11 protein-coding genes are annotated in these 12,643 nt (G+C 46.0%); 7 read left to right on the forward strand and 4 right to left on the reverse strand.

What is annotated here, in order from left to right:
* The first annotated feature begins 13 nt into the window (after positions 1-13).
* From tmk to ACOJRU_RS07635, 4 genes are read left to right on the forward strand one after another with little or no spacing between them, the layout of a single operon-like run.
* Entirely contained in the window at positions 14-631 is a 618-nt protein-coding gene (tmk, locus tag ACOJRU_RS07620) for a dTMP kinase (RefSeq protein ID WP_421134414.1), read from the forward strand.
* Complete coding sequence (gene holB / locus ACOJRU_RS07625) at positions 631-1,512, forward strand: DNA polymerase III subunit delta' (RefSeq protein ID WP_421134415.1); 882 nt, start codon at positions 631-633, stop codon at positions 1,510-1,512. Before tmk ends, holB begins: the two co-directional genes overlap by 1 nt.
* A gap of 38 nt (positions 1,513-1,550) precedes the next feature.
* Positions 1,551-2,324 (forward strand): TatD family hydrolase, encoded by a 774-nt coding sequence (locus tag ACOJRU_RS07630; RefSeq protein ID WP_421134416.1) that lies wholly within the window; start codon positions 1,551-1,553, stop codon positions 2,322-2,324.
* An 18-nt stretch (positions 2,325-2,342) separates the two neighbouring features.
* Positions 2,343-2,900 (forward strand): pyridoxamine 5'-phosphate oxidase family protein, encoded by a 558-nt coding sequence (locus ACOJRU_RS07635; protein ID WP_421134417.1) that lies wholly within the window; start codon positions 2,343-2,345, stop codon positions 2,898-2,900.
* Between the two features lie 166 nt (positions 2,901-3,066).
* On the opposite strand, the gene ACOJRU_RS07640 is transcribed toward ACOJRU_RS07635, so the two are convergent.
* Both ACOJRU_RS07640 and ACOJRU_RS07645 read right to left on the reverse strand, forming a co-directional pair.
* Complete coding sequence (locus ACOJRU_RS07640; RefSeq protein ID WP_421134418.1) at positions 3,067-3,699, reverse strand: SDR family oxidoreductase; 633 nt, start codon at positions 3,697-3,699, stop codon at positions 3,067-3,069.
* Between the two features lie 239 nt (positions 3,700-3,938).
* Positions 3,939-5,762, reverse strand: a complete 1,824-nt coding sequence (locus tag ACOJRU_RS07645; RefSeq protein ID WP_421134419.1) for a M2 family metallopeptidase — start codon at positions 5,760-5,762, stop codon at positions 3,939-3,941.
* Between the two features lie 332 nt (positions 5,763-6,094).
* On the opposite strand from ACOJRU_RS07645, the gene ACOJRU_RS07650 reads away from it, so the two are divergent.
* Both ACOJRU_RS07650 and ACOJRU_RS07655 read left to right on the forward strand, forming a co-directional pair.
* Complete coding sequence (locus ACOJRU_RS07650; protein ID WP_421134420.1) at positions 6,095-6,262, forward strand: hypothetical protein; 168 nt, start codon at positions 6,095-6,097, stop codon at positions 6,260-6,262.
* A gap of 307 nt (positions 6,263-6,569) precedes the next feature.
* Positions 6,570-7,310: a hypothetical protein gene (locus ACOJRU_RS07655; protein WP_421134421.1), complete on the forward strand. Its 741-nt coding sequence runs from the start codon at positions 6,570-6,572 to the stop codon at positions 7,308-7,310.
* 99 nt (positions 7,311-7,409) lie between these two features.
* On the opposite strand, the gene ACOJRU_RS07660 is transcribed toward ACOJRU_RS07655, so the two are convergent.
* Positions 7,410-8,585, reverse strand: coding sequence for a saccharopine dehydrogenase family protein (locus ACOJRU_RS07660; protein WP_421134422.1), 1,176 nt, complete (start codon positions 8,583-8,585; stop codon positions 7,410-7,412).
* A gap of 150 nt (positions 8,586-8,735) precedes the next feature.
* Complete coding sequence (locus tag ACOJRU_RS07665) at positions 8,736-9,947, reverse strand: aminotransferase class I/II-fold pyridoxal phosphate-dependent enzyme (RefSeq protein ID WP_421134423.1); 1,212 nt, start codon at positions 9,945-9,947, stop codon at positions 8,736-8,738.
* Positions 9,948-10,176: 229 nt separating this feature from the next.
* On the opposite strand from ACOJRU_RS07665, the gene ACOJRU_RS07670 reads away from it, so the two are divergent.
* Entirely contained in the window at positions 10,177-12,615 is a 2,439-nt protein-coding gene (locus ACOJRU_RS07670) for a zinc-dependent metalloprotease (protein WP_421134424.1), read from the forward strand.
* The last annotated feature ends 28 nt before the right edge of the window (positions 12,616-12,643 follow it).

A 12,643-nucleotide genomic window follows, 5' to 3' on the forward strand; every position in this document is an offset into this window, starting at 1 on the left:
CCTCAGTTAGAAAATGAAAGGTAAATTTATAGTTGTAGAAGGCCTCGAAGGCGCCGGTAAAAGTTCGGTGATTGGGCTAATTGTCGATACGTTGAAAGCGGCGGGCAAGGTTGTCGAGCAAACAAGAGAACCTGGCGGTACGCCAATGGCTGAGTCTATTCGCGATTGTGTAAAACATAACTGGGATGAGCGGGTCAGTGAAGAAACCGAGTTGCTTCTTATGTATGCGGCGCGAGTCCAGTTACTTGATAACCGTATTAAGCCTGCACTAGATGCGGGAAGCTGGGTGGTTGGCGATCGACACGACTTGTCATCCCAAGCTTATCAGGGCGGTGGTAGAGGCGTTGATGCGTCTATGATGGCGGCAATTAGCAGTACCGCATTACGTGGTTTTAGGCCCGATCTTACGCTTTACCTCGACGTTGAGCCAGAAACCGGGCTAGCACGCGCCAGGGGAAGGGGCGAACTCGACAGAATAGAACAATCTGGATTAGCGTTCTTTGAGCGTACCCGAGCCCGCTATTTAGCGTTGGCTAATGCCGATGACAACATCAAAGTCATAAACGCAATGCAAGATATCGACGCCGTGCATCGCGATGTACTTTCTGTGATCAAAGAGTATTTAGCCTAATGCTACCTTGGTTTACGTCGGTCTATTCATCATTGATTTCTCGTGCTAACGCTAAGAGGCTGCACCATGCATTATTGTTTAATGGTGCACCGGGTATCGGCAAACAAGAGCTGGTTGATGAAGTTGCCTTTACGTTGTTATGCAAAAGCCCTTCGGCGTCTGGCCCCTGCGACGCATGTCAAAGTTGCGCATTGCGTAAGGCAGGCAGTCACCCCGACTTTCATATATTAGAAAGCGAAAAGCAATTAGGTGTGGACAAAATACGTGAGGGGATCGCTAAGTTAAGTGGAACGGCCCAGATGAGCGGGAATAAGGTACTTGTTATCCCCAAAGCTGACTCTATGACTGAAGCAGCCGCGAACGCGTTGTTAAAAACCTTGGAAGAGCCCACTAATAATACGTATTTGTTACTTATTACCGAAAGTCTCAATAAATTAATGCCGACGATACTCAGCCGCTGTGAAAAGCATGCGCTGGCATTACCATCGGTCGATGAGGGGTTGAACTACTTACGTAACCACGGCGTAGAAGATGCTAGCGAAGCACTATTGCAGGCTTACGGCTATGCGCCGCTTCGCATTGTTCGGGCGCTGCAAGGTGACAACGACTTTAATTATCGCAGCTTTACCGACGGCATGGAGGCATTACTGGGCGGTGACCCCAACGTGCAGCCTTTTATCCTTGCAAATAAGTGGCAAGACTATGCCCTTGATGTCTCGACATGGTGCCAGCAACGCGCGCTCAACGCCTATAAACTGAACGCTCAAGCACGGGACTATGAACGATATTGTTCGTGTGTCGAGGCGTCTAAAGTGTTGCAGCACCCGGGTGTTAATAAATCAATGGTACTTTTTAACGTACTTAAACAATTTCAACGGTAGCGGACGTAAGTGCGCTAGCAAAACAAAATAGGTGTAGTTTGTTTGTAGATTCTCACTGTCACTTAGACAGATTAAAACAATCGCCAGAACAGCTGGCAGAAACCCTACAATTTGCTCGCACACGCGGTGTAGAGCATTTTCTTTGTGTGTGCGTATCCGTCAACGATTACGATGCCATGCGCGAGACAGTGAAAGCATTTAGTGATGTGTCAGTGTCATGTGGCGTTCACCCGTTGCATCAAGATGAAGCGTGTAGCTACGAAGAGTTGCTCGCAAAAGCCAGCGGTGATGAAGTGGTGGCAATTGGTGAAACCGGTTTAGATTACTTCTACAGCCCAGATAGTAAAGCGGTGCAGCTCACGTCATTCGTTGATCATATCAAGGTTGCTAATGAAACGGGAAAACCCCTCATTATTCATACGCGAGATGCGAGAGAAGATACGATAAACCTGCTTAAACAACACAAAGCGACGCACACTAAAGGGGTATTACATTGTTTTACCGAAAGCCTCGAAATGGCGCAAGCGGCCATAGAAATGGGCTTCTATATCTCTATTTCCGGTATTGTGACGTTCCATTCCGCGAGTGAATTGCGAGAGGTGGTGAAAGCAATTCCTCTTGATAGGCTGCTAATTGAAACCGATTCCCCTTGGTTGGCACCTGTTCCGCATAGGGGGAAACAAAATCAACCTGGTTATGTTGTGGAAGTTGCCGAATTTATTGCTGAGCTTAAAGGCATTAGTGTCAAAGCGCTTGCGGACATTACGACACAAAACTTTTACTCACTATTTTCTTTGACCAAGCGAAATTAATACGTTGGGACACCTGTTATGCCACAATGGCGACAAGCGCTGATAAAAAGTCTACACAAAACGCGAAGCATGCCTGAAAGTCGCTTTTTTCAATTAGCAACGTGTGACAGTCACGGTATGCCGCAGTGCAGAACGGTTGTATTCAGAGGAATTTCTGACGATAACGAATTAATTGTAATATCTGATACTCGCACACATAAATATACAGAGTTAAACGAGACGCCGCACGCACAGTGTTGCTGGTATTTTACTAAAACGAGAGAGCAGTATCGCCTTGCCACGTCGGTCGCAATATTAACCCTGTCTGCCCGAGAATCACTTGTGCGAGAGCAGTGGGATAAGCTGTCTGATGCTGGTAAAAAACAGTTTCTATGGGGAGAGCCAGGGACACCACGACATGATGCGAGCCCGCTTCATGCGGAAGGCGACTTTTCTCGTGTGCCTGATTATTTCTGCGTACTGCTTTTGTCAATCGAGAGCGTGGATTATCTCAACTTAAGAGGTAACCCACAAATCAGGGAGTGGCATACTAAAGATGCTAATGATAACTGGCAATGTCAGCCAGTTATTCCCTGAAACCGCAGTTAGACCGGGCATTGATAAGACTAACGTTAAGCCAAGCGGCTAATGATGTGTTAGTGCAATCAAAACAGTGATAAGCGCGCTAAAGTCGCCGACTAAAAAACATAAAGCCCCCCAATGCTCGCACTGGAGGGCTTTTACGTAGTACGTTCAGCTCACATTAAAAGGCCTGAGAGATTGGCATATCACCTTTAAACAGGTAGGTAATAGTGTTGTCGCTGTTCGCGCGTCCGACTGCCTCGACAATGGCGGTAGCAACGTCTTCTCTAGGAATTACTGCATCGTCTTGGTTGTCGGGCATGTCTGTTCTAATTAGGTGCGTTCCCGGTTCATTCAACAGCGTGCCAGGGCGAAGAATTACGTGCTGTAAACCGCTATTCATAAGATGCTCGTCAGCCATATGCTTGGCAACGAGATAGGGCTTCATGTCTGAATTGACCTGATTAGGATCGCCTGCGCCTATCGAGCTTACCATTATAAACGATGCTGTTTTCGCTGCTTTCGCGTATTCGATTGCATTACGCGCCGCCCATAAATCGATAAGCATGGTTTTATCTGCGCCTGTGCTACCTCCCGAACCCGCGGTGAATACGACCTGGTCGACGCCCTCAAAATGCGAAGAGAAATCTTTCTCTAAATCTTGTTCTTCTACGCGTAGATTAGCGTGAGAAATGTCAGATAACTTCTCTGGACTTCTGACTGGTGCAACGACATGGTGCCCTGCATCCAGCAGTTTCACGGTTGCTTGTTTGCCGATTTGACCTGATGCGCCAATTACTAAAATAGTAGCCATTTGATGTACCTCCTTGGTTAATGGTTACTAGTGACTATGAGACAAGGCGGCATCTCGATCACTTTCTACGATAAAACGCATTATGGTGAGATAACCGAAAAAAACTGTTCTGAAAAGCGTCAAATATGCTTAGGATTAAAAAAAGCGCCTCATCTAGATAGGCGCTTTTTATTAAAGTTAGGCAGTTACCTTATGCTGAGGACGGCTGCTTAGCGTTTATTGGCAACGGTGCTTAGATACTACCAGCCGCATTGTCGATTTTCATTTTGCTCATCTAGCCAGGTTTTTAGCGGTGCGAAGTAATCGGCTATCGTGCTTGCATCCATCTGTGGCGAGCCTGTTAACGTCTCTAAGGCATTTTGCCATGGTTGGCTCATGCCCATTTCCAACATGGTATTAAGCGCTTCACCCGCTTCTTTGCTGTTATAAATAGAACAGCGGTTTAATGGGCCTTCATCTCCAGCAATATCACACAACGCTTTGTGGAATTGAAATTGAAGAATGTGCGCGAGGAAATAACGCGTGTAAGGAACATTAGCGGGTACATGGTACTTTGCACCAGGGTCAAACGCATCATTATCACGCGCAACCGGTGCCATCACACCTTGATACTTTTCACGAAGATCCCACCATAATTGGTTATATTGTTCTGGCGATACTTCACCTGCCATGACTTTCCAACGCCATTGGTCGACCATCAGTCCAAACGGAATAAATGCAATTTTGTCTAATGCAACCTGCATTAACATACCAATATCATTAGACGCGTCTGGGATTTCATCAATCAGACCAATTTGCTTCAAATATTTTGGTGTAATCGATAACGCGATGGTATCGCCAATGGCTTCATGAAAACCATCGTTGGCTGAACCGCGGTATAATAGTGGCTGGTCTTTGTATGCGCGCTGATAATAGTTGTGCCCTAATTCGTGATGAATCACATTGAATTCTTCACCGGTTTTTTGAATGCACATTTTTATCCGCAAATCGTCTTTGTCATCTAAATCCCACGCAGAGGCATGACACTGTACATCGCGTCCTTCTGGTTTCTGAAACATTGAGCGTTCCCAGAATGATTCAGGTAGTTTTTCAAATCCAAGAGATGAAAAGAATGACTCCGCCTGTTTGACCATCTTTACTTCATCGTACCCTTGCGCATTGAGCGATGCGGTGACGTCAGGAACTTGCATTTCTTGTTCGGGTTTGACGATATCGTATACGTTGCCCCATGTTTGGGCCCACATATTACCAAGAAGGTGTGCAGGAATTGGCTTATCTTGAGGAACGATATCCTCGCCATAGTGCTCCCCAAGTTTTGCACGAACATGACAATGCAATGATTCGTAAAACGGTTCAACTTGCGACCATAAGCGATCGAGTTCTTTTGGAAATGCGTCGGCAGACATATCGTATTTTCCGCGCCATAACTCACTCACATTTGCAAACCCAAGTTCGCTAGCCCCTTTATTTGCCAGCGTGACTTGCTCGGCATAAAGCGGTGCCATAGGCTTTGATACTTCACGCCAGCCTTGCCAGTATTCAAGTAGCGTATCGGCGTCACGCAGTGTGGCCATTTCTCCGCTCATTTCTACTAGGCTTTTACACGTGCCGTCTTCGCGGCAATATTGACCGGAGCCATACATAGCACTAAGTTCAGACCCTATTTTTGCCAACCTTTCTGCTTGTTCAGGGTTTGATGGTGGTGGCATGGTAAGGCCATTTTTTAATAAGTTGAGTTGGCGGCGAGTATCATCGTCAACGTCCACATCGTTAAATTGCGCGGCCTCTTTTGCTAATGTGGCAACCTTGGTAGACAATACCTCGTTGAAATAGGCACTTACGGCAGCCGTATCATAATTAATGTTGGTAGCGTAACTCCACTCAGCATGCGCTGCTGGTGTTTGCATTTTTGCAATGTCACGTTGTGCATTCTCAAGGAAGGTTTTTGCATCTTGAGCGGTGGGGGCGCTAACGCTTGGTTGAGCATGCTGTGTCGGCTCGGAGCAGCCCATTAGCGATATGCTCACTATCGCGGCTAGCAAAGAACGTTTGGTGTTTATCATTATAGTGTCCTTATTGTTGTCGTTTTTCTGCTCATCAGCGGCAGAGACATTACTGGGTTATTTTCTAATGAGGATTGATATTTGTAAAACGAAAATTCGCTTTGCATCTTAATTTCGCAAGGCTTTTATACACAGTGTAACGATAGTAACCGATAAATGCGTTGTTACAATTAACCTTGTAAAATAAGCAGTAACGCCTGTATGCATAGTGCGGTTGTGATAAATTGAAACTGAAGGCACGTGAATAGCGCACATTGCGTTGGGTGTCCTTAGTCGGTAACAAGACGAACGTACCGATATCACTCTACGATTTGTTAATAAGGAGCGTTGATATGAAAACACTACTACGGTATTTGGTAATTTTTGCCCTTTTACTTGGTGCTATTGCTGCTTACAGCGCAGGAAACAGCACGGGTATGTTCATCTTCGTGTTAGTGGGCTTTTTACTAGAAGGCGGCTTTTGGCTCGGATTGTTTCCAATGAAAAGGAAGCATCAGTAATCGTATTGCGGCGCTTGTTTATCATCGGCGACGCAACGCCAAATTCTGTTTTTTAACCTATCAGTAGCCAGCACGTCGGACCTGTTTACGGTATAGAAAGATATACAAGGCGCGAGCCTCTATTTTACAGTTGGTCGCAGGTCATTCATGGCTATTTCACCGATGCACAGCACAGGGATTTGCGTTTAAAACGCACTTTCAGGTATGTATAAACATACCGCTATGCACCTAAAGTTGAGTGTGTAGTTGTCACACGTTGTAGTACTGTCTGGTACGGTCATATTAGGTCATAAACTAAGTAGTTAACGTGTGGTTAAAAAGGGTTATTCAAGTGCCCAGTGTGTATATTCGCGCATTCGTCACTTTTGCTTTCGCTATAAATGTTAGTCAATCGGTGTGCGCTGAACACGTCGTTCAACCTGCCGATAGCGGACACACATTACTGTTTTCTCAACTTGAACACCCTGACGCCGAAAAAGTGACGGACGTGCTAAGGCGAGCTTACGCATCTATCGGTGTCGATACGACGTTTTCTACCTCGACAGATGGTCGGGACGCGCTAGGACTACTTGAAAAAGAAATGATTGACGGTGATATTGCGAGACCGTCTGCTTTTGCGCAACTTTCCGACGATCTCATTATTGTTAATCCCTCGGTTATGGATGGTCAGTTATTTCTGGTATGTGGCAAAGACGTTGAGTGTCATCGTGAGTTAGTCGAGCGTGAGGATATTCTTATGCTGACCAACATGCCGTTTGACGCACTATTTCGCGAAAACAATATTAACGTGATGACTGGCAGTTACGGATCGTTTAACAAAAACATCGAGTATCTGAAATCAAAACGCGCAAACTATATTTTGTTCGCGGGTACGATGAATGACAAAAAGCGTATTGATGCTGACTACACGGTTATTCCGATCGTTGCATTTCCTCTTTATCATATTCTCCATAAACGTCACCGTGACCTGCTTCCTGAACTAGAGCAGGCTTTGCATGAACAGCTCAGTTTGCAGGATAGCGAGAAGGTAGCGGCATCAGACCACTAGCGCAGCAACATAAGCATAGATAAACAAAAAAAGTGCGGGCATTGCCGCACTTTTTTGTTAGTTAATAGACGTTAGCATGTCTCTTATTGCTAAATGTCTTTATTTTTCAATGGTGAACGTTAATCCAGCTTTTGCTTCTAAACGCTTAATTAGTTTGTCGCCAAGCGCCGCCGCTGGGGTAAAGAAGCCACCGTTAAGGCTAATATCCTTACCAAGGCAAAGGGCTGACTCGGCTATCATTTTGCTAGTAGACCCATAACCTGGGTCTTTATCGCCTTTAACCGATACCGCGAGCGTATCGCCGTTTGTTGCCGTTCCTACAAACATTACATCGTAGAAGCCGTTTTCACGTTCTTCTTTGCTCGGACCTTCTCCAGGCTTAGGGCCATCATCGCTAGCAAGCGACTTATCTTTTGCGACATGGTTCGCCATGGCTTCGCCTTTTTCACCTGGGCCTGTCATCAACATCTCATCGTACTGAAACGTTTTTCCGTACGAATAGTTAGCAAGGTAATTCGTACGATGCACGTTTTTAGTGTTAATTGCCGCCATAATAAACGGGGCGACCCATGTGCCCAAGGCTTCGTCATAGTATGGTTTATTGCCGTCAGGTTGCTTTTGGCTGTTTTCCATGTCAGCAAGCGAATGAGGGTTTATCAGCGCTGCCATAATAGACTTGTCTTTGTGTGCGGCTACCATCGTTGCCTTCAAACTCGCAGCGGTGCCGCCTGAAAACGTACCTTGCATCTTGCGTACGCGACCCTTAACGTACTGGATAACGTCGCCCGTCTGTGTTTTCGCATGTTGCTGCAGATAATGCACACCTAAGTCAAAGGGGACAGAATCGAAGCCACACGAAAATACGATGTTTGCACCAGTCTCTTTCGCTTTCTCTTCGTACTTATTGATCATTTGATGCATCCACGCAGGTTCGCCGCACAAATCTGTATAACCCGTGCCGTTTCCTACGCATGCTGATAATAGCTTTTCACCGTATATTTGATAGGGACCAACGGTGGTGAGCACAACGTGTGTTCGTTTGGTTAGCGCGTCGAGTGCGTCGTCGTCATCACCGTCTGCAATGATAGAAGTAACGCTATCGCTGATACCGAGTTCTTCTTTAACCTGCTGAAGTTTACTTTCGTTTCTTCCGGCTATTGCCCAAGACACACTATCATCACTGCCATATTCTGCTTGGAAATACTCAGCTACAAGCTTACCGGTGAAGCCAGTCGCACCAAAAATAACGACATCAAATTCTCGTTGTTTACTCATTACGTTGTCCTGTTCTATTTCACTTGTTCACTAATATACGCATTCGTGTGGCCGACTTTTATTTTTTTGCATAATGTTCGTCTATTCACGAAATCTTTTTAAGGCACCGATACCGCTGAACATCGTTAATATTGATTACACGTTGTGCCCTTACGGTTGAAGTAGGGGGCGAACAAAGGCCGCAATCCGCTTAAGTCCTTCGAACAATTCAGCATCGCTGGTGGCAAAAGACAATCGTACATAATGGCTGGCATTGGCCTCTCCAAAATCGTTGCCAGGGGTGAGTGCAACGTAATACTGTTCTAATAATTGATCACAAAATTCAATTGCAGTAAGCCTTGTTTCTTTAATATTGATGTAAGCATAAAATGCGCCGTCGGGGTACGCTTCTACGGGAAGTCCCATGTTGCTAAGGCTTTTGAAAACGTGGGAGGCGCGGGCAGATAACGTCGCTCTATTTTGCTCACACTGTATTAATGCCTCATTGGAAAAGCAGGCCAGTGCAGCTCGCTGAGCCAACGTTGAGGGGCAAATAAAGAGGTTTTGTGCAAGTCGTTCCATTACCGCAACCATGTTTTCAGGCACCACGCACCAGCCCAAACGCCATCCGGTCATTCCGAAGTATTTCGAAAAGCTATTTATTACAATGGTGTTGTCATTTAGAGCTTCATGAGAAAGCACGGTATGCAAATCTGAGGTCGGGGCATTGGCGCATGCGCCGTCTGTTTTTGCCAACGCAAGGTCAAGATATATTTCGTCAACAATTAAAAAAGCGTTATTGCGCTTGCACGTTTCTCCAATATCACGCAACGCTTGGCTGTCGATAGCCGTACCTGTTGGATTAGCCGGTGTGGCAATAAGCACACCTTTTGTATTTTGCTTCCAATGTTGCATAACAAGATGGTTAGTCAGTTGAAACTTGCTTTCGCTTGTTGTGGGGATAAGTGTAACGTCGGCACCAAATGCGTTAAGAAAACGACGGTTACATGGGTAGGAAGGGTCGCCTAATAAAACATTATCGCCCTTTTCGACAAGGGCTGCGCTGGCAAGAAGCAATGCGCCCGACGCACCCGCGGTAACGACGATGCGAGAGGCCGGTACTGTTACATTGTGCTTGGTTTCATAGAACGTGCTAATTGCATTGCGAAGTGCGGGCAATCCCAATGCTCCCGTATACGGATAGCTTGCATCATCAAGGGTGATTTTCATTGCGTCTAAAACAGGCTGAGGGGCACCAAAGTCGGGCTCACCTAGATTTAATCGTATTACCGGATGGCCTTGTTCTGATAACTCGGTCGCTTTTTCACCGTAGGCCATAGCAAGAAAGGGCGAAATGGCAGTGGCTCTTGATGCAAATTTCAATGTTACATTCCTGTTTTCTAGGTATCTACTGGCACTATATCAATTACGTTTTGGTTTGCTAAGATTACGATTGTACAAATATGTCTAATGGGAATAGGCAAGTGCCCAGACTTACGATAGGCTAGCGTAGGGCTTGCTTGTTATTCGTACATGTAAAGTAGCGAGTAAAACGGTAGCGGCCAATTAAAATTACAAGCGCAAGCGCGATATATCAACGAAGGAATAGTACATGTTTCAGTGGAACCATCGAATAAGTTATCGATTAAAGAATGTTAAGTTAGCGTGGTTAGCGCTAATCGCTCTTACATTTACGTTTGCATCAAATGCGCAATCGGCATTGCCTCTCATTAGTGAATTTACCAGTGCTATGTCCAAAAAAGACGGCATGATACCGGTGTATTATGACGAAACGAAAGACACGGTCTACTTAGCGGTTCCGCACGACAATCCAGAGTATTTATTCCAAAGCAGCTTACCTCATGGTGTGGGCTCCAATGACATTGGGTTAGACAGAGGGCAATTAGGCGATACGCGATTGGTAACGTTTGAGCGCTATGGCAATAAGCTTATGTTGAAGCAGCTTAATACCCGCTATCGAGCCGCAGGTGGGAATGCTGCTGAACAGAAAAGTATTGATGAAGCGTTTGCTGATAGTGTGCTGGCAGGCTTTACCGTTGTTGCAAGCGATGACAGTGCAGTGTTGATAGACTATACCCCGTATTTACTCAGTGATATCCATGGTATCAGCACGAGGTTATCAAATACTAAACAGGGGACATTTAGCCCTGATGCACAGCGCAGTGCAGTGTATTTGCCTCGCACGAAAAGTTTTGAAAAAAATACGGAATTAGAGGCGCTTGTTACGTTTAAAGGCAGCAAACCCGGTAACTACTTATCGCAGGTAACTCCTGATGGTGAAAGCGTGTCTGTCCATTTGCATCATTCATTTGTTGCGCTACCGGAAGACGGTTTCCAACCTCGTGTTTATCACCCGTATTCAGGTTTCTGGAAATTTAGTTATTATGATTATTCAACGCCCATTACTGCACCGACCGAACAGCGATTCATTACACGCCATCGCTTAGCGAAAAAAACACCGCATAGCCCAATGAGCGAGCCCGTTGAACCTATTATTTACTATCTTGACCCGGGCATTCCTGAGCCAGTCATGTCTTCACTTAAAGAAGGCGCAAGCTGGTGGAATCAGGCGTTTGAAGCCGCTGGATACAAAAATGCCTTTCAGGTAAAGGTATTGCCTGACGATGCCGATCCGATGGACGTAAACTACAATGTAATACAGTGGGTGCATAGAGCAACGCGCGGATGGTCTTATGGGTCTTCTGTGGTCGACCCACGAACCGGAGAAATCTTAAAAGGGCACGTGACGCTTGGCTCTCTTCGTGTAAGACAAGACTATTTAATTGCCCTTGGGTTAACCAGCCCCTTTACAACAATGGATGCCGACACAACGGTTCAGCAAACCATGGCGTTAGATAGAATCAAACAACTATCAGCGCATGAAGTAGGGCACACGCTGGGTATTGCTCATAATTTTGCTGCAAGTGAAAATAATATGGCGTCGGTAATGGACTATCCGCACCCGATTATCTCCCTTGTCGATGGTAAAGTAAGTGTGAAGAATGCTTATGATAAGGGCATTGGCGCATGGGATAAGCATGCCGTTACCTATGGGTATCAAGATTTCTCACAAAGCGCTGATGAAGACGAAGAGCTGAATAAAATTATTATGTCTGGCCGAAATGCAGGGTTAAGTTTCAAATCTGACCCCGATACGCGCAGTTCTCGCCATGCCTCGGCAAATGGGCATATGTGGGAGAATGGTACTGACCCGCTCGATGCATTCGACCAGCTTTCTGCTATTCGCGATACAGCATTACAACAAATTGGCTTGAATACGTTACCCGCTAATGCATCGCTGTCGTCGCTCGAAAATGCGCTGGTGCCAGTTTACTTACTTCACCGTTTTCAACTTGAAGCGGTCGCAAAGCAGGTCGGCGGGCTCGTTTATGAGTACGAACGAAAGGGCGATTATACTACGCCTAAAGGCCAGCAGTTTGTGGCACCGCAAGTGCAGCAGCGCGCCATGCAACAACTGATAAAAGCCAGCACGGCAGATTATCTGAGTATGCCAGAATCAGTACTAGCGCTCATTCCACCCACTGCCTACGGCGATGACATCACCCGGGAGCACTTCAACGGAAAGATGGGGTTAATGCTAGACCCTGTATCGGCTGCAGCTTCTGCGGCTGACTATGCACTACGTTTACTGTTACATCCAGAGCGCTTAAATCGCTTAGAGTGGCAAGTCACAAGTAGTAAAGATAGACGCCGTAAAGTGAACGTCGAAATGTTAGTCGAGCAAGTGCTAAGCGTGCATTGGTATAAAGGCGAAAACAGCCCGCTCGCAAAACGTCTTAAGATGGTGGCGCTTAACGCTATTATGCGAACGGTAATGCATAACGATACGGCACCTGAAGTAAAGTTGGCAATGCAAACTGCACTATTGACGTTTAATGAGTGGTTAGACGATGAAGCAGATGATAACGACTATGAGGTGTTAAATACCTACTTTGCGACGTATTGGAAAACCGGAGAATGGTTAGGCCATTTTGAGGTGAAACCATTACCCCCGGGCTCACCTATTTAGTCTACACTTCACTCTCAAAAAAGGCGCG

Origin of the sequence: Alteromonas algae (genome assembly GCF_049117195.1) — a bacterium.
Classification (GTDB): domain Bacteria; phylum Pseudomonadota; class Gammaproteobacteria; order Enterobacterales; family Alteromonadaceae; genus Alteromonas.

Excerpts from the sequence above, each read along its gene's own strand:
- ACOJRU_RS07650 (WP_421134420.1), top strand. The coding sequence starts at position 6,095 with ATGAAAACACTACTACGGTATTTGGTAATTTTTGCCCTTTTACTTGGT.
- ACOJRU_RS07660 (WP_421134422.1), bottom strand. The coding sequence starts at position 8,585 with ATGAGTAAACAACGAGAATTTGATGTCGTTATTTTTGGTGCGACTGGC.
- holB (WP_421134415.1), top strand. The coding sequence starts at position 631 with ATGCTACCTTGGTTTACGTCGGTCTATTCATCATTGATTTCTCGTGCT.
- ACOJRU_RS07645 (WP_421134419.1), bottom strand. The coding sequence starts at position 5,762 with ATGATAAACACCAAACGTTCTTTGCTAGCCGCGATAGTGAGCATATCG.
- ACOJRU_RS07670 (WP_421134424.1), top strand. The coding sequence starts at position 10,177 with ATGTTTCAGTGGAACCATCGAATAAGTTATCGATTAAAGAATGTTAAG.
- ACOJRU_RS07635 (WP_421134417.1), top strand. The coding sequence starts at position 2,343 with ATGCCACAATGGCGACAAGCGCTGATAAAAAGTCTACACAAAACGCGA.
- ACOJRU_RS07640 (WP_421134418.1), bottom strand. The coding sequence starts at position 3,699 with ATGGCTACTATTTTAGTAATTGGCGCATCAGGTCAAATCGGCAAACAA.
- tmk (WP_421134414.1), top strand. The coding sequence starts at position 14 with ATGAAAGGTAAATTTATAGTTGTAGAAGGCCTCGAAGGCGCCGGTAAA.